Origin of the sequence: Pseudoalteromonas sp. UBA6610 (assembly GCF_002433295.1) — a bacterium.
Classification (GTDB): Bacteria; Pseudomonadota; Gammaproteobacteria; order Enterobacterales; family Alteromonadaceae; genus Pseudoalteromonas; species Pseudoalteromonas atlantica.
Map to the genome: position 1 here is coordinate 41,748 of NZ_DJHW01000141.1, position 19,670 is coordinate 61,417.

The 19,670-nt window shown below is 38.1% G+C and carries 17 protein-coding genes; 4 read left to right on the forward strand and 13 right to left on the reverse strand.

The window, feature by feature from the left end:
- The 11 genes from tssC (B4F91_RS18655) to tagH all read right to left on the reverse strand — a co-directional run bounded on the left by tssC (B4F91_RS18655) (position 1) and on the right by tagH (position 14,323).
- Positions 1–1,527 (reverse strand): type VI secretion system contractile sheath large subunit, encoded by a 1,527-nt coding sequence (tssC, locus tag B4F91_RS18655; RefSeq protein WP_138576596.1) that lies wholly within the window; start codon positions 1,525–1,527, stop codon positions 1–3.
- Between the two features lie 36 nt (positions 1,528–1,563).
- Entirely contained in the window at positions 1,564–3,054 is a 1,491-nt protein-coding gene (gene tssC / locus B4F91_RS18660; protein ID WP_055015749.1) for a type VI secretion system contractile sheath large subunit, read from the reverse strand.
- Complete coding sequence (gene tssB / locus B4F91_RS18665; RefSeq protein WP_055015750.1) at positions 3,051–3,554, reverse strand: type VI secretion system contractile sheath small subunit; 504 nt, start codon at positions 3,552–3,554, stop codon at positions 3,051–3,053. Before tssB ends, tssC (B4F91_RS18660) begins: the two co-directional genes overlap by 4 nt.
- Positions 3,555–3,570: 16 nt before the next feature.
- On the reverse strand, positions 3,571–4,683 hold the full coding sequence (tssA, locus tag B4F91_RS18670; RefSeq protein ID WP_096042741.1) for a type VI secretion system protein TssA: 1,113 nt from the start codon (positions 4,681–4,683) through the stop codon (positions 3,571–3,573).
- A gap of 221 nt (positions 4,684–4,904) precedes the next feature.
- Entirely contained in the window at positions 4,905–5,702 is a 798-nt protein-coding gene (locus tag B4F91_RS18675; protein ID WP_096042740.1) for a PP2C family protein-serine/threonine phosphatase, read from the reverse strand.
- The gene (gene tagF / locus B4F91_RS18680; protein WP_096042739.1) at positions 5,695–6,423 is read right to left on the reverse strand and encodes a type VI secretion system-associated protein TagF; all 729 of its coding nucleotides are present in this window, start codon (positions 6,421–6,423) and stop codon (positions 5,695–5,697) included. The genes B4F91_RS18675 and tagF overlap by 8 nt, the downstream gene beginning before the upstream one ends.
- The gene (gene tssM, locus B4F91_RS18685) at positions 6,405–9,914 is read right to left on the reverse strand and encodes a type VI secretion system membrane subunit TssM (protein ID WP_286937692.1); all 3,510 of its coding nucleotides are present in this window, start codon (positions 9,912–9,914) and stop codon (positions 6,405–6,407) included. Before tssM ends, tagF begins: the two co-directional genes overlap by 19 nt.
- A 10-nt stretch (positions 9,915–9,924) precedes the next feature.
- Positions 9,925–11,205, reverse strand: coding sequence for a type VI secretion system protein TssL, long form (tssL, locus tag B4F91_RS18690; protein ID WP_286937690.1), 1,281 nt, complete (start codon positions 11,203–11,205; stop codon positions 9,925–9,927).
- A 20-nt stretch (positions 11,206–11,225) separates the two neighbouring features.
- Positions 11,226–12,554, reverse strand: coding sequence for a type VI secretion system baseplate subunit TssK (gene tssK / locus B4F91_RS18695; RefSeq protein ID WP_273607374.1), 1,329 nt, complete (start codon positions 12,552–12,554; stop codon positions 11,226–11,228).
- 14 nt (positions 12,555–12,568) lie between these two features.
- Complete coding sequence (gene tssJ, locus B4F91_RS18700) at positions 12,569–13,033, reverse strand: type VI secretion system lipoprotein TssJ (protein WP_273607373.1); 465 nt, start codon at positions 13,031–13,033, stop codon at positions 12,569–12,571.
- Between the two features lie 15 nt (positions 13,034–13,048).
- Positions 13,049–14,323 (reverse strand): type VI secretion system-associated FHA domain protein TagH, encoded by a 1,275-nt coding sequence (gene tagH / locus B4F91_RS18705; RefSeq protein ID WP_286937687.1) that lies wholly within the window; start codon positions 14,321–14,323, stop codon positions 13,049–13,051.
- Between the two features lie 484 nt (positions 14,324–14,807).
- Here tagH and B4F91_RS18710 point away from each other — a divergent pair, with 484 nt between their 5' ends.
- The gene (locus tag B4F91_RS18710) at positions 14,808–16,781 is read left to right on the forward strand and encodes a serine/threonine-protein kinase (RefSeq protein WP_248461773.1); all 1,974 of its coding nucleotides are present in this window, start codon (positions 14,808–14,810) and stop codon (positions 16,779–16,781) included.
- A gap of 134 nt (positions 16,782–16,915) precedes the next feature.
- Positions 16,916–17,272: a PEGA domain-containing protein gene (locus B4F91_RS18715; RefSeq protein WP_264390774.1), complete on the forward strand. Its 357-nt coding sequence runs from the start codon at positions 16,916–16,918 to the stop codon at positions 17,270–17,272.
- A 38-nt stretch (positions 17,273–17,310) separates the two neighbouring features.
- On the opposite strand, the gene B4F91_RS18720 is transcribed toward B4F91_RS18715, so the two are convergent.
- Positions 17,311–17,694 (reverse strand): DUF1294 domain-containing protein, encoded by a 384-nt coding sequence (locus tag B4F91_RS18720; RefSeq protein WP_264390775.1) that lies wholly within the window; start codon positions 17,692–17,694, stop codon positions 17,311–17,313.
- Between the two features lie 53 nt (positions 17,695–17,747).
- Between B4F91_RS18720 and B4F91_RS18725 the strand changes: the two genes are divergently transcribed.
- Positions 17,748–18,278: a hypothetical protein gene (locus B4F91_RS18725; protein WP_055255511.1), complete on the forward strand. Its 531-nt coding sequence runs from the start codon at positions 17,748–17,750 to the stop codon at positions 18,276–18,278.
- 63 nt (positions 18,279–18,341) lie between these two features.
- Here the strand turns inward: B4F91_RS18725 and B4F91_RS18730 are convergent, their stop codons facing one another.
- Entirely contained in the window at positions 18,342–18,884 is a 543-nt protein-coding gene (locus tag B4F91_RS18730; protein ID WP_029773647.1) for a carboxymuconolactone decarboxylase family protein, read from the reverse strand.
- Between the two features lie 132 nt (positions 18,885–19,016).
- Here B4F91_RS18730 and B4F91_RS18735 point away from each other — a divergent pair, with 132 nt between their 5' ends.
- A complete protein-coding gene (locus B4F91_RS18735; RefSeq protein WP_024032893.1) occupies positions 19,017–19,604 on the forward strand; it encodes a TetR/AcrR family transcriptional regulator in 588 nt (195 codons plus the stop codon).
- The last annotated feature ends 66 nt before the right edge of the window (positions 19,605–19,670 follow it).

The following is a 19,670-nucleotide window of genomic DNA, read 5'->3' on the forward strand; positions in this document are numbered from 1 at the left end:
TTATTCCTTTATTTTGTGATGAGGACTGAGCTCTGTTATTAATTTAATGCTCGAGACCATTTGATCTAATTGAAAATGGGGTTGTAATTGTAAAACAGAAAAAAAATGACCCGGATTTGCTTTGTTTTCACTTACTTTAATGCGCGCATTGCTCAGTGGGTATTTACTTCTGATTTGCTCTGATGCTGAGTCTGATGCGGTTGTATAGTTATTTATCCACGCTTGTAAATCACGCTCGCATGCATGAGCATTTATGTAAGAGCCCACTCTATCGCGTGCTAATATTTTTAAATAATGTGCAAAGCGTGAAACACATAAAATGTATTGCAACATAGATGAAAGGCGCGCATTAATATTAGCTGCGCTGGATTCGTAATTATTTGCTTTTTGTACCGATGCGTTGCTATAAAAAACGATGTGCTCTGAGTTAGTAACTGATGATGCTGGGATAAATCCAAGTTCAGAAAACTGCTTTTCAAATTTGCTAGTCACCAATAGATCGAGTGGCGGTTTTGCCTCTTTTTGGTATGTATCATTTGCAAAACTATCTTTTGCAAGCCCTGTAACTAGTCCTTTTGACACTTTTCCTGGCTCAATACCTCTAATATGCCCAAACCAACCACTATCGCAATAGGCTCTAATTATTGTTGATACAAACTGAAATGCAGCGTTACCCCATAACATATCTGTTTCGGGGCTTTTAATTTGTTCTTTAAAGTAAAAATCTTGATGGCGTTTACCATCGTTAGTGTAAGGTGCTCTGACTAAAACGTGCGGTAACGTTAAACCAACAAAGCGTGCCTCTTCCATTGATCTAAAGCTTTGCCATTTTACATATTCAGGTTGCTCAAATTGATTGAATAAATCTGCGTAGTACCCTAGATCAGAAAAGTTATCTGCGCCAAAAAGGTTTGGAGACGCTGAACATATAAATGGTGAGAATGCTGCAGCTGCAGTGCGCGAGATTTCTTTAATAGTATCAATGTCGTTATAAATAGTGCCATTAGAGGGCATATTACTAATTTCGTAGTCGCCAATTACCACACCAAAAGGCTCGCCACCGGCGCTATCAAATTCACTTTGATAAAGTAATTGAAAAAAGTAACTTTGGTCGAAATCTATTGCTTTATTGACATCTTTAGAGAGGGTTGCCCAATCACAGTTTAGTACCTTTATTTTTACTTTATTTTCTTTGTCAAATTGCTCTGTTTGAAGGGTTAACCAATATAAACTCCGCCAGCTTGCTTCTAACTTTTGAAATCGCGTGTGGTGAATTATATTATTTAGTTGCTGAGAAATTAGTTGGTCAAGTTCTACAATTATTCTTTGTAAATAAGGACCAAGCGATTCTTTGCTCCAAGAAATGGGAGAATCAGAAGAGCCTTCAAGCCACAATAACAGTGCCTTATCTAAGTTTTTTTCATATAGAAAACGCTCTAATAAAGCATCATTATCGCTAATTCTAGACTGCGACTTTTGATGAAAAGCGTAGTTTTGATTTATAAATGAAAACTCTTCGTGATTCATTTTACTGCATTATCCTTAACGCTAAAGATTGGCTAATTAACCAATCTCTGGAATTTTAGCTACAAGGCGTAATGAAGAAGTAAGTTCTTCCATTTGTAGCCAAGGTCTTAACCATGCCACTGCGTTATAAGCACCTGGCTGACCTGGTATTTCTTTAACTGATACTTTCGCATCGGCTAACGGGTAGCGTGCTCTGATATCTTGACCACCACCCTCTGTCGCATTTACGTATGATAAAATCCAACGATTTAGCCATGACTCAACATCTTCTGCTTCCATAAAGCTACCAATTTTATCACGCGCCATCACTTTTAAGTAATGTGCAAAACGAGATGTTGCCATTAAATAAGGTAAGCGTGCTGAAATTGCAGCATTAGCTGTTGCATCAGGCGTTGAATATACTTGTGGTTTTTGACAGCTTTGCCCACCAAAGAAAACAGCGTAATCAGTATTCTTGTAGTGACATAAAGGTAAGAAACCAAGTTTACTAAGCTCTGCTTCACGACGGTCTGTTATGCCAATTTCCGTTGGGCATTTAAGATCCGGATCACCATCATCACTTGTGAAAATATGCGTTGGTAAGCCTTCAACTTTACCGCCACCCTCAGCACCACGAATCGCAGTACAAAAACCGTATTGTGAAAACGCCTTGGTCATATTAGTGGCCATTGCGTAAGCTGCATTACTCCAGCAGTAATCACTATTTTCGGTACTTACTGAGCGCCCTGCTTTTGGTTCAACTTCAAACTCTTCATAGTTAAACTCTTCTACAGGTTTAGAAGCTGCACCATAAGGTAAACGTGATAAGAAGCGAGGCATAGTTAACGATACAAAACGTGAATCATCGCTGTCTCTGAACGAGCGCCACTTTGTGTACTCTAATGATTCAAACACTTTTTCTAAATCTCGAGGTTTAGTTAACTCTTCCCAGTTATCAAAGCCGAATAAAGAAGGTGACGAAGCGGCAATAAATGGACAGAAACCAGCCGCTGCCACGTTCGACATTAAGCTTAACGTTTCAACATCTTCTGGGTGGTTAGTAAATTCATAGTCGCCCACAATTGTGCCATAAGGTTCTCCGCCTGGTGTACCAAACTCAGATTCGTAAATCTTTTTAAATGTTTGGCTTTGGTCAAACTCAACTGCTTTACTCAAATCTTTATGCAATTCTTTTTTCTTCATGTTTAAAACACGAATTTTAAGCGTTGAGCTCGTTTCAGAATTCATTACAAGGTGGTGTAACCCACGCCAAGAACCTTCTAGCTTTTGAAACTCATCGCTATGCATGACAACACTAAGCTGTTTTGATATTTTTTGATCAATTAATTGAATTGCTTCATTAAATGTCACAGTCATGTTTTTATTCCATTGAACTGTGCCTTTTAATGCCTCTTCAGTTAACGTTTTAAGAAGCTCTTCTGCGCGACTTGCATCAGTTTGCTTAGTAGCACCAATTGCTTGCTCCAATAACGATGAACTTGCCTCAGCTGTTGACTCTAATTCAGTACTTAGTTGCTCTGCACTCATTTTTCAGTCTCCTCTAGCTTAAGTTCCTTAGCGATAGAATCAAGGTTCGAAGTATTACTTAATACTTCTTCTAAAACATTTTCTAGCTCTTCTGAACGGTCAATCTTAGTCATTAGATCGCGTAATTTATTACGCGTTTCCATTAGTTTACGCAATGGTTCAACCTGATTCACAACAGCCGCAGGCTCAAAATCTTCAATCGATTTAAAGTTAAGACTAACATTAAATTGAGAGTCATCTTCACTTAAAGTGTTTTCAACAACTAAATTTAATGAAGGACTCATACGCTTCAAAACATCATCAAAATTATCACGATCAATCTGAATGAAACGTCTATCTTTTAATGGCTTTAAAACTTCAGTGTTATCTCCTGAGAAATCCCCCATTACACCAACAACAAATGGTAATTCTTTTTTTACTGCTGCACCCTCAGTTTCTACATCATAGGTGATGTGAACGCGAGGCTTACGTACTCGTTTTAATTTATCATGGATACTCATAGAGAACTCCTTTTACTTATGTTTCAGTTTCGCTGATCTTAATGCCAGACAACTTAAAGTACCCGGTCCTAGCATCACTATCTGTTATCAATTCATTTAATAATTCAGGCAGCGATAATTCGCTCCATCGAATCACTTGTTCTATCGTGTAAGACATTGGAGAATGCGGTTCGGTTTTTCTAAAAAACGCCGCTATTTCTTTAAGCTTATTTATTGCATTCTCACGTGAATCAATTGCTTGGCTAATGGCCTTTTTAGGCGCCTCAACTGCATCCTGCTCTTCACCGTTTTGAGTGAGTTGCTCTTGTGTTTGCTCTGATATCAACGCCTGTTCAGCTGCAACAAGTTTGTCTGCAGCAATATGGTTAACAGCAGCCAAACTTACCTCAAGCGCTTGTTTAATATTTGAGGTAGGTTGCGGTTGCCCCGTCACTTTATCCATCACGTCACTAAGCTGGGCAAACTCAGAAATCGCCTCTTCAATATCTTGTTTTAATGTTACAAAAAATTCTGTACTTGTCTCTGCAGCACTTTTTTCGATTAATTCAAAATCAACCGCGCCCTGTGCTAGCTTTTTCTCTCTTTTGTCATCATTAAGCCTCGAAATATCATAGCCTTGCTGATACTCCCAAAATGTAAAAGGGTCTAAGCTAACACTGTCGGTTAAAAGTATGCTTTTAATGGGGATAATCAGAGTCCCCTCACCTGCGGAACCATTCAATCCGCCAAGCGCTGATACTTTGTCTGAAATTTCATCGTCTGCATCAAGGGAGGGATATAGCGCATCAAAATAATTATCTAATAATTGGCTGGCCACTTTAAAGCCAAAAGCAAGTCCTTTAAAACCATGAATTCGACAAAGGGCTTCAATAAACCACGCTAAATACTCAATATCTTTGCTTTCTGTTTTTAGCGCGTTGCTGCATTGTTCTAATAAAGGTAACCAGTCGCGGGCAAGTGATGAAATACCCTCCTCGTCTACTAGCGCGTTTCTTTCTGCGGCACGAAGTTGGTTTCTTAAATCTTTTAAGGCGTAATAAGTCGACGTAGGAGAAACATCCGAGCGCGGGTCTAAGCCTGCGATTTCAGTTTCAGAAATAGGGGAAATATACTCTTCAAATACAAACATTCCATCGTCCTAATAATTATCCATAAAACTCCAATAAAGCGGAGCGGATTTCATATTACATTCTTTATATTAAAATACAAGCCCAGTTACAATTGAGTTTAAATCTTAATTGTTGTTTTTATAAAAATAATTAAAATCTAATATACTTAATTAATCCATGCCGGAAATTAAAGTAAAAACTCTAAATCAAAAAAGATAGTATTCTTTATATTTAAGATTAACTACTTAGTAAAAAGTGGAATTGTAGCTTCATCTTGAATTTTGTATGTTTCCGATTTGCTACTAAAATTATCATGGCCGTATTTGATTATAATACAGGTAACATTATCGCGTGCTCCTCTTACTAAAGAAGAGTGCATAAGCGCCATACCTGAATCAATAATACTATTAGGTTCTAATGACAAACATATTTCTTCATCAGACAATTCACCTGTTAATCCATCTGAACAAAGTAAGAAAATATCATTAGTATTTGCTTCACCTTGTACTACATCTACTTTAACTTCGTCTGTAACGCCCACAGCGCGTGTAATCACATTCGAAAGCGGGTGCGTTTTTGCTTCCTCAACTGAAATTACGCCTTCATCGATAAGATCGTTCACTTGGCTATGGTCCCGCGATATTTGCTGTAATTGACCATTTCGTAGCATGTATGCCCGGCTGTCACCTACCCACAAAACGTAATATTGATTATCTTTTATAAATAAGGCGGTTACTGTACTGCCCGCTGTTTTGCTTCCTAAGTACTGAGCACTGTATTCATTTAATTGACGATTTGCATCTTCAATAGCTGAAACAATATGCGAAACGCTAAGCGTAGCTAGTGTCTTTTCTTCAACTTTTGCTCTAATAACATCTACGACTAGTTGGCTTGCAACTTCACCCGCTTCATGTCCACCCATTCCATCAGCTACTACCCATAAGTTATGGCTATTAATTTCAACATGAGAGTCTTCATTTAATTGCCTAACTGCACCGCGATGAGTTATTGCGTAACTTGTGCTTAAATTGCTAATCACTATTTTTTACCTGTGTGTAATTCCATTCCCAATGTTTCCATCGGCCATCTAACATAGCAGCAACTTGGTTAACAGGCGGTAGTCCTGAAGTAACAAGCATCATAGGCTTTATATTGCATGAACCGTGTGTCCACCAAACACTATAATCACCATGCTTTTTATATAAAAGTGCATGTAGGGCGTCTTTTAAAACATCACTTGATAGCTCATCACCTGAGAACTCAAATGCCTCACCCTCTTTATTTTTGTCACTAGAGGGAGAAATACTAAGCTGCTTTTTAGGCGCTATAAGGGTGTTTATCGATTTAGCAACGTCTTTTCGCCAAGTAAAAAGGTCAACAGAGCTATCGAGCACTTTAAGTACAGTGTCTTCGTACTCTAAGGAGAACACGCCCGAATTTAATACTTCTATAGGCGCAACTTCTAATGTACTGGCTACCGTAAATGGATAATGACGCCCTACTGCATCCATGCTCGGTAATAGGGTTCCCATTACGCCTTTATCACCGACAATATTTGGCGATAATGCAAAATGCCATACAGGGCCTGTTAGGTAGTTATCTTGCCAATTGTCACCCAACTGTTCTTTGCTTACAGCAATAGCTGCTTGCAGCCATTGCTCCCAGTGCTCTGAAAATTCTTTCGAAACGCTGTCTTGAACAAAGTCCCCTAAGCTAGGGACTTTGCCAAGGTAGCCTATATTTATAATCGGGTCGGACATGAAAACTTCTCTACACTTTTATTCCAAAATGGATGTCTAATTGATTTTGGCAATAGCTCAACTTTTGCGTTGTTACCCATGAGAGAAAAATGTAACTCTAAATCCTCACGTGTTTTAGCTCTTTTAGCGCTTAACTCATCCAACATGCGATAAAGCGACCATTCACCTTGGTAAGTTGTATTTACAGAGCGGCCTCCATTAGGTGGAGTGAATACAACTCGCGTTTTACTTTGTCCACTTGCGCCTGGCCAAACAAAGTTAGTAACTCTTAAAGGGCCATGCCGGTAAATCATTGATTGACCGTCAATTTCAATCATTAAGCTCGATGTAGTTTTATCCAACGATAGCGGACGTAAGCCAAACTCAATTCTAGGTGTTGCACTTCCACCATCGAAGAATACCGTTTGAATTTGATGGGCTAGTTCAAACATGGCTAAAGTATCAGCGCTTATGCCAATGTCTTTTTCAAACTTCCACGGACTCGAACTCATATCCACACTTGGCGCTACATAGTTAGTGAAGAAGCTATCAATAGTGCCATCTGGTCCAAAGAAGCGTGTAAAGTCTTTCATATTCACTTCTTTTTGTGCATAAGGAGAGAAAGGGTATCGGCCCACAATAGCTGCGTTGTACTCACGTAAAACTTGGCTTTTCCAAATCTCATTTAAGTGTCTGTTAGCGCTATTTTTAGTGATATTACTGGTATCTCTGCTTATATCTAATAACCAGCTATTAAATGGGTAAGGTAGATCACGGCTTTGGAACTCAAGCTGGCGAATGAAACTTGGTTTACTTTTTCCACTGATTTGATCTTTTATCGAAGATTTTAACTGATCACCTCTATCAAGCTTAGTGAGATATACATTAAGCTCTCTGAGGTTTTTCTGAATGTTATCTAATTGCTGAGCATCAATATTTATAACATCCTCAAACGCTTCTTCAACCTGATAACCTGGTAGTTTAATGTCAAACTTAGGCGCTTCGTCAGGTAAAAAACGTTTAATTCTGTTAGCTTTAGTTTGCATTGCAATTTCAGCGGCATTAGCGGCAACTTTACCCGCTGCTTTTTGATTCTCTGACACCGGCAGTTTGGTTAGTTGCACATTTTTTTGTACAGCCATAATAATATTTTTAATCGGTGCTTCTGAACCTGCTAGTACATCTGTAATATTGACACCCTCAGCAGGTGAGCTGTACTGATTTAGGCTTAGATCGTCGATAAATGACTGCCAAAAGAAGATATAATCTTGAAAATAACGTTGCTCTAATTTCTTTTCAATTTCTTCTTTAGAAATATCATAAGTGCCCGATGCCTCCTCGCCATATACCCAGCTGCTTGCCATCAAATTGCCAAGCATTTTACTTTTCTCAACATTAAAAATGCCGTGAAAACCGTTAAAGGTATATAAACCAGGAATACTTCGAGTCAGCTCACCGTTGTTTCTGAATGTGAATTTTTGCGCGCTTTCAAAACTAATAATGTCTGTTAATCTAAACGGCGGAATGCTGCTATCAAGAAAATCAGCTTGTAGGCGTTGGTATGCTCTTTCGGCTATTGGTAACTTAGTTAACTCAGCTCTAGCTATACGCACTGCTTGATTATCTATTTTTGTTTGACTAACCCCCAGCTCTAATAAGGCAGCAATGTGGTTCATTAACTGGCCGCGAGTTAGCGCATTTTTATCACCCGGTAGATTTCTTTCTAGGTATGCATTAAACCAAGCCGAAATATCTTCACTTTCAAAGTACTCAGGTTGGAATAGCATTAAATAGCACTTTAGCGTCTCGTATAAATAGCTAAGGTGCTCTGGGTGCGCTTCCATTTCTTTAATTAACGTATTGGCTATATAAGGTTCTAAATACGTTTGTAGAGACCTGTTATAAGCTTGTGTAGATGACTGTTTAATTTCATTAAGCTTATTAAAACCTATCGACTGAGATTCATCGTCATCAAGTAACGCAGGATTGTTAGCTGGTAAATTTCTTAGCGCATTGAGCCTGTCGTTTAATACTAATAAGTTACTTCTATCAAACGAGGCTCCATCTAGCTCCTGATAACTTTCAATGGCTTCATCTGTAGCAGCCATTAAATTATTATTCCATGCAAAGCTAAAGTACCACGAAATAGAAAAACCAATTACCGCAATACTGGCTAAAGAAATACTACCTACTCTCAGCCATTTGTTTTGCTTATCGTGATGTTTGTTAGTACTTGCTAGGTTTTGTTCAGGGAAAATCACACCTTCTAAAACGTTTTTAATAAAGAAGCTTTTCGATTGATTTATATAGCTAGAATCTGCTGAGTTTACATCATTTAAAAAACTAGCTGGCTTCCCTTCTTGAGTAGCACTGGTCAAATACACGCCCCTAAACATAGGGAGTTCTTCATACGCGTTAGGGGTAAAAATTTCTTTTAAAAACGCATCGCCAACACCTTGAAGCACACGAAGTTGTCTCGGAAATTCAAAAATTTTGGCTCGTATTTCTTCATTACGCTCGTTAATCAACCTACGATTAAGCATTTCTGTCAGCTTTGAAATTAACGCGTGAAACTCTTTATTAAACGCTTCAACTTGAGTGTCTTTATCTAGGTCTAACTCAAAAGTAACCCCCCAAACTTGCTCGCATTCCTCTTCTGTAAGCTCGCCAAAAAACTCTCTAAAACCTTCAATTAAATCAACTTTAGAAAGAATGACGTACACCGGAAAAGTCATACCCAACTGATTTTGTAACTCTTGTAAGCGCTGTTTAATTGCGCGGGCATGCAGATTACGCTCTGTTTTAGTTTGACTCATGAGCTCAGAAATACCCATGCTGATCATTACACCGTTAATGGGGCGCAGCGGGCGGTATTTGCGTAAGAGCCCTAAAAAGCCCTCCCAGGCGCGCGAGTCATGCTTTGCGTGGCTACTTTGTGTTGTGTATCTTCCTGCGGTATCGATAAGTACGGCTTTATTAGTGAACCACCAATCACAGTTTCGTGTACCACCAACACCATGGACTAAATCCACACCTAACTTATCTTTTAACGGATAGTCTAAGCCTGAGTTATTAATAACTGTTGTTTTACCGGCCCCTGGCGGGCCAATCATAATATACCAAGGTAATTGATATATATTTTTACCTTTAAATAGCTTTACATCTTTGAGTAAATTGATAGCTTCATTCATGCGATTTTTTAACGTGGTGATCTCTTCATTTACCTCGTTACTGCTCGACTCATCGCTTTCAATTAACTCATCGGCCATTTTCTCATCGCGTTTGCTTTGTTGCGTTAAGCTATAAATTTTGGTGATAGCAAACACTAAAATAACAAACAAAATAGTTAACAGCCGTGCTGCTACGCTCTCTAAAGGTATATAGTCGGCAATCGCGATAAGCGGACCACCAAACCAAATTAATAAAGATAACGCCAAAAAGCCGATAATTAACATGGCTGTTTTAGAAGTGAGTACGTAAGTAATTTTTTTTATTTTGTGTGAAAAACTCATGTCAGCCTCATTAAAATAATAAATCGATTTCAATTCGTCGGTTTAGTGACCGAGAAGCTGAATCTGAATTGCTGGCGATAGGCTCTGCTGCACCTTTACCCTCAGGCCATAAACGGCCACTTAGGTTTGTACTTTTAGCCATAGAATTGGCAACTTGCGTTGCACGCGCTAATGATAGATGCCAATTTGATGGATATTTATCGGTACGGATAGGCGTATCATCGGTATGTCCAGTAATTAAAATACGGCCTTTTGTCCCTTCTAAACTACGTGCTAGCTTTTCTAAAATAGGTTGAATGGACGGTAATAATTTCGCATCGCCTTGATTAAATAGACTTTCATTATTTATTGAAATTCGTATACGGTCTAAATTTTTCTTTACTGTAACAATCCCCATCTGAATTTCTGTTTGCAGTAACTGCTCAAGTACTAATAACTGCTTATCTTTTTTATCTACACTTTCGTTTTGCGCTATAGGATGAATCACAGCCAGCTTATCGTTAAGTGAAGTAACGCCGTCGTTTAGTTTCATGTTAATAAATAAGTAAACCATTAACAGCACTAAGCCCAGCACTGAAAAAATCACCCAAAGCGGAACTTGATTTCTAAGCTCTACACCAGCGGCAACACGCTGCTTCCAATTAGGCGAAAGTTTATTATTCAGCGGCCCATCTAATTGATTTAAAAGGTGATATATTTGAGAGCGGTATTCTTCTATTTTAGTATCGCCACCATTGTCTAATCTATATTTACCTTTAAAGCCTAAGTTTAAGCAATGGTACTGCAACTCAATAAATTGTTTGTGCTGTTCAGGTTGAGCTAGTGCATTATCAAGCAGGGTGTAAAAGTATTCACCGCCAAACGTTTCTTTATGAAACGTCGATAGTAAACTCTCATCAGCCCACTCCATTGAGCTCCATTTAGAATTTAAAACTGATTCATCTAAAATCGCGCACAAGCAATAACGCGAGTTGGTAATGACATCTTTAGAAAGCCCCTGGTTGCGCACTTCAACTTCAAAGCGCTTTACAGCCTCAACACAGCGATGCTTTAAAGCAGCAATATTTGTCATCTCTTTAGCTTGGCTAATCGAAATTACAATTGAAAAACAATCTGTTGCCGCTTCTAATAGTGGGTTTTTAAAAATTGAAACTTTAGACGTATTAGTAACACTGCTGGCAACAGGCTCAACAGACATCACTGTTTTATCAGCATCGTTATCAACATTAGGAGTGTTTGAAGTGTCACGCCCTAGTCTACCAGGGCGAGGTTTTATAATGGTTTCGTCCATTGAAACTCTTCCTTTAAAAGTTAGGTTCTAATTGCCCAAAGGCTTATTTGTAGCTCAGGGTAATTGCCCGACAAGTGGATAGCGATACCTCCACTTGAACGAAGTTTTTCCCAGTGTTCACCCTGCTTGTTTAACTCAAAGTAATGAAAACCTGCATGGTATGGGATTTGGCGCGGTGCCGTTGGTAAGTTACTAATGGTAATACCAGGAATTTGGTTATTAACTAAGTCACGTATGGTTTCTACACTACCAATCTTAATCTGTGAGGGCAGTATTTTGCGCAGCTCTTCGTGCGGTACACTTGCTTTGATTGCTAAAACAAATTGTGCCGAGTTAAGTACAGATTTATCTTTTAGTGCGCCAAACGAAATACCAAACTTGCTTTGCTCTAATTTAATTTCTGTCGCAGTTTGTTCAATAACATGACTTAAAGATTGATATAAGAAATTAACTACTTCAGAAAATACTTTGCCCAAATTTTCATGATCGTACTTAGGCAGCTTTGGTACTCTTTTATTCGCAGTACTAAAAGTAGATAGCTCGCCAGCAAGCTCAATAAGACGGGTATAAAATACATTTGGGTGGAGGTTATTCACGCTAAGTAGATTGTCAAAAACAGCATCGTACTTATTAAGGGTTTGCAGCATGATAAAGTCGGCAACAGAGGTGCTCCCTGCATAACCTTGACATAAACGCACAGAAATACTCTCTGCGCGCTGTTTTATCATAGAGCCTATTTCTCTTACTAAACCGAGTAACGGCTTGCATTGACCTACTTTTAAAGAGGCAGGTATGTATTTAGTGTCAAGCTTAATGCTTCCTTCATTGCTTACTTCAATAATGCGCGCCACAGGTAGCAAAATATAACCAGCGTGATCATCTGATGAAAGCACAAGTTTGCTATAAATTTTAGCAACCTGAATTACCTCTTGAGATTGAGCACCCAAAGAGTCATCACTAACTGTTAGATCATTTAGCTTATAGCGCGTGACGATATTTTCATCCAGCGCTGAAATATTAATACCACTGCTTTTCAATGCAGGGATGGCAAGGTATACCACCTCATCATACACGTCTTTATTAACCACTAATGGCTCAGGTAAAGGAGTTGACTGCGGCATTTCAATTGGGAGTAAATCAGGCGTGATAGCACTTAAAGACTCAAGAGCAAACTGCCCTGAGCTCAATAATTGTGTGTCTATACTTATATCAAGTATGCCCCACGGATCAGATAAATTCCCTTTGCATAATTGATTTATTAAGTTAGAAAAATGCTTATCTGATTGTTGAAAATGTTGCGGCCTTAAGAACATCCCTTCAGTCCACGCAACACGAGTGTTATCACCCATTTTACAAATCCTTTTTATTGTTCTCTCATGTATGTAGCAATTGCTTCAACATTTACATCTATATCGTCATAGCCTGTTGGATCAACCTCAATAACGGCTCTCCATCTTGCTTGGTCGATATCTCTATAGGCCACAACAACACCCACATAACGGGTATTCCTGTTAAGGCTCATTTTGTATTTTTGTACTGAGTTTGGTTGTAGCTCTAACTCATCTTTTTTAAGTAAATCTGGACCCAGTAGCTTTTCAGGCGTTTCGTATAGGCTAAAAAAGTCCTGCGTATCAAAAATAGTTCGTGAACTAAGTTCAAATATTTTCATAACAACTGGCGACGGTCTATCTGATGTGTCTGGATTTACATCTTTAGAAACATTAATAATTAAATCAGTTGAAGGCGGCACTATTTTATTTACGGTGGTACACCCAACCGTCAAAAAGAGTAGGCTAATGCTCATAAAAAAGAGCTTAAGTTTAGACATTATTTACTTTCCTTCCTAAAACGTTTCTTGAGTTTTATCATTGTAAGCCTTTAAAAAATCGTCAGATAACGCCATAGCGCCTTTAGCATTAACATCATGCGCTAGCTCTTCATAAAGGCTTTGGTATATCTTCCAACATTTTGCTTCTGACTGGCCTGGAATAATCTTTAATACATTAGAGTTTTCATTTACTTGCTGGGTGATCTGCTGGGGAGAAACCTGCTCTAAAATCCCTTTAAGTACACCATCAGCTCCTGCTAATAAAGCATGTTCATGTCTTCGTGTATCAGTAAAACTTTCTTTAATCGACTCACGAGACGACAGGAAGCTTGCACTATTTCTTATGAATAAATTCTGAATAACATCATCAATATCAGCAGAAAATTTTATAGGGTTATTTTGCTTTGTTTGAAACATGGTTTGATTCAAACGTAATTGATTTTTTACCAATGCTCGTTGTCGTAATGACTCCATCAGCTCGTTTAATAATAAATTTAAACTTTGCCCCATTTCAAACCACAACTCTGGTGTATTGAGGGCATTTTGAAGCTCAGTTTTAACACCTAAACCTTTTAAAAACGCCTCAGATAAAGCGGAATTAGCGCTTTCGGTACTAGCGTGTGTTTGCGCTTGTTTTACTGGCTGCTTAACGGGTTCTGGTGTTTTTTGTGGCTCAACTTTAACGGGTTGTTCTGCCACTGCAACATCATCAAAATGGTTTTGCGGTGAGACTGACACAGCAGGGTTCATTAAATGTGATAACTCATCCCAATTTTCAGGAATTTGATTATCAGGCTGTGCCATGTTTTCTTCTTTCATTGAAACAGCAGGCATTGACTCATCTAAAATAGATTCATTTAAAAATAAGTCACTTGAAGAAAAGTTATCTATTTCAGGTGCCGGGGCACTATTTCTTAGTGCAAAGTCATCCGTATTTGGGCGTGCTTCAGTGTATGCTGTCGTAGATTGAGAATCAGCTAACTCGACTTCAATTTGAAAGTCCCCCACAGTAATCACATCACTGTGCGCTAAACGGTGTTTATTGCCTTGACCAAGCGCAGACACGCCAAAATTAACAAACGTTCCGTTAGTAGAGGTATCGTATAAGTAAAACGAATCTCCTTCTTTTTCAATACGGCCGTGACGACTAGAAATTATTTTTTCAGGATCAGGCAAGTGCCAATCGCACGCTTCCGAGCGGCCAAAAATAAGAGAGTGTTTAGTTGTTTTAGAAGCTTCAATTTCAGGCGAGAGTCTATGATAACTAGTTATATTTAGTATCAGTTCCATTTGATAAGTTAGTCCCATAAATCTACATTTTTATTAGGATAAAGTAGAAGCGAAACTATTGTCAACATTGAAATTAATATATAAAAATATACACATATATTTAAATTTGAAGACAATGATAAATCTAATAAACCTAAAAACATGAAATCCAATAATTACATCACCGTTTGAATGTTCCTTTTCCAGCACACTGTAATAAATTTAATCCCAAACAAAATAAAGTGATAAATTACCGATGAATGTACCTTTTACGCCTTTTACAGCGCTTTTAAGCACGTTATTTTTTAAGTTTAAAAATAAAAACAAATTTTAAGTGAGTTAAAACAGGCGACATAATTAATTTTGTATGAAACTTCTACGATAGAAAGATTGCTAAAGTAATCTTTTTTTGTAAAAATACTGCCGTTATCAAAGGGAGAATTGATAAAAACGATAAAAATTCACCTTTGCAATTATTTATATATACACAATAAAAGGATTTATAATGAGCGGTATCAATAATTCTAACGATAAAACTCAGATAGCGTCGCTTGATTCAAATCTCAAAAAACCCCAAGCTAAAAATAAGCTCAATCTAATTGGCAAAAAAATATCTGCTCGTTACTTGGTTGAAGAATTAATTGGCCAAGGCGGTATGTGTTATATCTATCGCGCAAGGGATTTATTTTTAGAAAGCCCAAGCCGCCCTGAAGTGTTTGTTGCGATAAAGGTGTTACTCGAAGAGTTTTCACACTCAGAAGAGGCCATCACTCTCCTAAAAGATGAAACCACTAAAACACAACAGTTAGCTCACCCTAATATAGTTAAAGTCTATTCAGCAGGTTCAGATGGCGATCTTCACTATGTAACAATGGAGCTTGTTGAAGGCGAAACACTTGAGCAAATAATAAAAAGAAATAAACCCACTGGCATGGTGTTTAAAAAAGCCAAAGTAATTTTAGAGCAGTTAGCTGATGCACTGATTTACGCGCATGCACGCGGTGTTATCCACAATGATTTAAAGCCATCGAATATTATTTTTGATTCTAACGGCAACTTAAAAGTACTTGATTTTGGGATTGCAAAACATAAAACCATTGAAGATGCCTATGCTGTTCAAAACCAACAAAATGCCGCAGTTGTAGGTGGTTACACCCCCACCTATGCAAGCCCGGAGCAACTTAAAGGTGCAGAAGCATCAGTTAAAGATGATGTATTTTCTTACGCATGTATAGCCCTTGAACTATTAAGCAGCAAACATCCATTTAACCGCGTAGCAGCTGATAAGCTAGCAAAAGAGACATCGGCAAAACGCCCTAGTAACTGCCCACTATGGTTGTGGGGTAGCTTAAATAAAGCAATTGCATTAAACGCTTCTGATAGATTAAGTTCACTCGACCCCATTACTGCTAAATTAAACCATAATTACAAACCAGCTATCGCACTAGTAGCAAGCTTAGTGGTTGCTACAGTATTAGCAGGGCAATATTACTTATCTAACGATAACAATGTAAAACAGCTCGAAGCAAAATTAGATAATGCTCAGGCTATAAATCAGCAAGTAAAAACGTGGATGTCGTGGAGTGGCCCAAGCATACTCGATAAGCTTTCTGAAATACCGCCGCAATACGAAGTTTTAAAGCAAGGCTTATTGCGTGTAAATCAAGAGAGTGTTTTGCAAAGCTTTGATGGTATGGCTAATCAGCTAAATAATAGTGGTGATAAGTTTAAGAACTTCGACGAAACAATAGATGTATACACTCAAGCGCTTGAATACTACCCAGATTCAGAAAAGCTTTCTGTGCAACTGGAAAGCATTTTAAGAGAAAGACAATCTATTATTTTTGATATTACATCGCGAATTAATTTACTTTTAGAGCAATCTCGTTATAACGAAGTTGATAACAATAGTATTCCTCAGTTAATTCTTGATTTACATGAGGTAGATAAAACTTATGTTTATCAAGTATCTCCTACCCACTTCGAAAACTACAAAAAAGCGTTAGAAAACGCAATCGCTAAAGATGATGTAGTCACTCAAAGTTCTTTAATATCCGTTGGTAAAGCCATTTTGGATAAAAAACAGAAATCTGAAGTTAGCTTTGAAAGTTTACTACAAAGAGAGTCTGCAATAATCGCGTTAACTGATTATCAAGATAAACTTAATCAAGGTAAGGAGGTAGTCTTCCCTTCAAATGCTGCTTTAGTGTTTTATGAACAACGCTTCGAACGCTATTCTAAGCAACTAACTGTTATAGATAAATATAAAGATTTAATTGCACTAGAGGAGTTAATTGACTCAGAGTCGACTATTTTGCCCAATGATTTTCCTTTATTAGTATCTATCAGGCAAGAATTGTCAAAGCGCTATATCACAATGGCCAATAGCTTAATGAAAAAAAGAATGTATCGAACAGCTGAAACATTAGTTGAGCGAAGTGAAGCTATAACAAAGTCCTTAGATAGTATTATGCTGTAGCATCATTAGTGTATTTGAAAGTTTTTAAATAATAAATATACAAGCTATGAATTTAGGAAAGACAAATATTATCTACTTTATTACTTCCTTACTTTCATGGCCCTATTTTAAAATAATAATTTTACGGAGCTCACATGAAAAAAATAACCGCACTTGCAGCATTACTCATCTTAAGTGGCTGTGCAAACACTTCAAATATGAATGAAACTGAACAAAAAGTTGAAGACAATGCTGCCGATGTTCAGGCTGAAGTAGCCGAAGTGGTTGCTCCAATCTCACTTACCGTAATTACTAACCCTAATGACGCCCGCGTACGTATTATGAATATCAAACCGGTATACCAAGACGCGATCGAACTAAAAGAAGGTGAATACGATGTTGAGGTAAGCAAACCAGGTTACCAAACTTATCGTAAGTGGGTTGTGGTTGATAAAAAAACCATACTTACAGTAGAGTTAGATGAAGTAGCCAAAACTGAAGCTGCAAACTAAACACCGTGTAAAATTGTATTTATGCCTTTAAATACACATTAATTTAAAGGCATAACTCTCACGTTTTCTGCAAAAAATGTAATAGCCCCTATTACACTCACATTCCCAAAAATACACAGCCATAACACCACTATAAAACGACGTTTTTGCGATTTATGCCTAAGCCATTGCTGTGCAATGAGTGCGCCGGGCCAACCGCCTAGTAACGACAGTAACTGAAGCGTGCGCTCGGGTGTGCGGTTTACTTTTTTATGCGCTGATTGTTTAGCTTGTCGTTTATCCCATGCGTACATTATAAAAGTAGTAAAGCTTAAACCTGTAAAGTAGCTTGGTATATAAATACTCATATTATAAAGCCAATGAGCTTGCCATACTGCGACCAAAAAAAGCAGTGAGAAGGTGATTAATGTTTTCTTTATCAATTCATGATCGCCTATACTAAAAAGAGTTAAACCAAAATAATAAGAGCCAAATTATGACATACTTTAAAGCCCTATTTTTAGTATTATGCTTATACGCCTTTAATAGCTACGCCGCTGATACCCCAAGTAACCTTGATAAAGAACTCGCTGTATTTAAACCTTATTTAGGTACATGGCAGGCCGATTTTGACGTACCTAAAGGTGCAAAACCTGTACAAGATGTTGGCCACTGGGAGCGCGCATTAAATGGTAAAGCTATACATACCAAGCACTCTATTAATGAAGGTGAGTATGGTGGGGAATCAATGATTTTTTACGACAGTAAAAAAGAGTCATTGGTGTTTTACTATTTTACTACCGCAGGTTTTTACACAAAAGGCACCATGAAAGTGCTCAGCCCTACCCAATTTGTAGCGTATGAAGAGGTAACAGGCAGTAAAGAAGGTATTACTAAAGTGCGCTCGATCAGCGAGCTAAAAAACGATACGTTTGTAGTTTCAACTTCTTATTTAAAAAAGGGTGAGTGGACTAAGCCCGAGCAGCGTACTTATACACGCAGCACTAAAGCCGTTAAATTTAAATAATGGCCATTCGCTTACAATACAAAAAGGCAGCCTAGGCTGCCTTTGTTATTTATAAAACCGCTATTATTTAGCAAACTTTTTAAATGGTTCGTCAACTGGTGTATCAGCAAGGTGGTTAGTGTAGTTGCTCATTACTTTTTGCGATAAGCCTACAACAATTTCTAGTAGTTGCTGTTTACCGTAACCTGCTGCAAAAAACTTTTCAATTTGCTGATCGCTAATTACGCCGCGATCGCGTGTCATTGCAAGTGTGGTTTCACGCAGTGTTTCAAGTTTTGCATCTGCAAGTGGTGTTTTGTTTACTAGGGCATCAACAATATCTTGGTCTACATTCATTGAAGCGGCAATTGCGCTGTGTGCTGGTACACAGTAATGACACTCGTGCTCAACATTAATTGTTTGCCATACCACAGTTAGCTCTTCTGCGTTAAACGAGGTGTTTTGAAATAACTCATGCAGTACTTGGTAACCTTTAAGTAGCGTAGGCGCTTCTGCCATTACGGCATGAAGGTTAGGCAACATGCCAAATGCTGCTACTGAATCAGCCATAAGCGATTTTGACTCTTCTGGTGCGTTGTCTTGGGTATATAACGTAAATTCTGCCATGTTCTGCTCCAATAAATTAATGTGTTTGAGTAACCTGGTGTCAGGTTAAGTAACTTCGAGACACATACTATTTGATTTTGAGCGACTGTTCAAGTTAAAATTGAGCATACGTTCAAAATAGTTGAGAATAAAATGGCAAACAAAGTTAAATTTGAGCGCGATAATGTAATTCGCGTTGCAAGCCAATTGTTTTGGGAAAAGGGGTTTAACGCCACCTCAACCCGCGATTTACAAGAAGCCATTAACATGCGCCCAGGCAGTATATATGCGGCGTTTGGCTCTAAAGAAGGCCTATACAGCGAGTCTTTAAAAGACTACACAGTACAAATGAAAAGCCAAATTGATGGGTTTTTAGCAAGTTCTGACTCTGTTTTAGGTGGTTTGCGTGCGTTTGTAGAAAACGTAATTATTAAAACCAAAGACTGTAGCCCAAGTGCTATTTGTATGTTGGTAAAAGCAAACAGCGAATTTGCAGAAAAAGACGCCTCGTTATACGAGCTAAGCCTAGATCTATCAGCAAAGTTTGAAGCCTACTTAACCACCTTGTTTGCTCAAGCCATTAAAAATAATGAGCTAAGCAGCAACCTTACCGCGCTTGAATACGCGCAGTTTTTTCAGGTGCAGTTTACTGGGCTTCGTGGCTATTTTAACCGCCCAGGGGTTGAGCAATTAGCGCAGCCAATGATCAATCAAATGTTTGCCTTGATCAAAAAGCTATAACGTTTCGTTTTACTAACTTCTAAAAAGTCTCAACTAAAAAAAGCGGCTAATTCGTGTGAATTAGCC

Coding starts and splice junctions, on each gene's coding strand:
- tssK (WP_273607374.1), bottom strand. CDS start 12,554: ATGGGTGATAACACTCGTGTTGCGTGGACTGAAGGGATGTTCTTAAGG.
- tagF (WP_096042739.1), bottom strand. CDS start 6,423: ATGTCCGACCCGATTATAAATATAGGCTACCTTGGCAAAGTCCCTAGC.
- tssB (WP_055015750.1), bottom strand. CDS start 3,554: ATGAGTATCCATGATAAATTAAAACGAGTACGTAAGCCTCGCGTTCAC.
- tssM (WP_286937692.1), bottom strand. CDS start 9,914: ATGAGTTTTTCACACAAAATAAAAAAAATTACTTACGTACTCACTTCT.
- tssL (WP_286937690.1), bottom strand. CDS start 11,205: ATGGACGAAACCATTATAAAACCTCGCCCTGGTAGACTAGGGCGTGAC.
- tagH (WP_286937687.1), bottom strand. CDS start 14,323: ATGGAACTGATACTAAATATAACTAGTTATCATAGACTCTCGCCTGAA.
- tssC (WP_138576596.1), bottom strand. CDS start 1,527: ATGAATCACGAAGAGTTTTCATTTATAAATCAAAACTACGCTTTTCAT.
- B4F91_RS18710 (WP_248461773.1), top strand. CDS start 14,808: ATGAGCGGTATCAATAATTCTAACGATAAAACTCAGATAGCGTCGCTT.
- tssC (WP_055015749.1), bottom strand. CDS start 3,054: ATGAGTGCAGAGCAACTAAGTACTGAATTAGAGTCAACAGCTGAGGCA.
- B4F91_RS18715 (WP_264390774.1), top strand. CDS start 16,916: ATGAAAAAAATAACCGCACTTGCAGCATTACTCATCTTAAGTGGCTGT.
- B4F91_RS18730 (WP_029773647.1), bottom strand. CDS start 18,884: ATGGCAGAATTTACGTTATATACCCAAGACAACGCACCAGAAGAGTCA.
- tssJ (WP_273607373.1), bottom strand. CDS start 13,033: ATGTCTAAACTTAAGCTCTTTTTTATGAGCATTAGCCTACTCTTTTTG.
- B4F91_RS18725 (WP_055255511.1), top strand. CDS start 17,748: ATGACATACTTTAAAGCCCTATTTTTAGTATTATGCTTATACGCCTTT.
- tssA (WP_096042741.1), bottom strand. CDS start 4,683: ATGTTTGTATTTGAAGAGTATATTTCCCCTATTTCTGAAACTGAAATC.
- B4F91_RS18735 (WP_024032893.1), top strand. CDS start 19,017: ATGGCAAACAAAGTTAAATTTGAGCGCGATAATGTAATTCGCGTTGCA.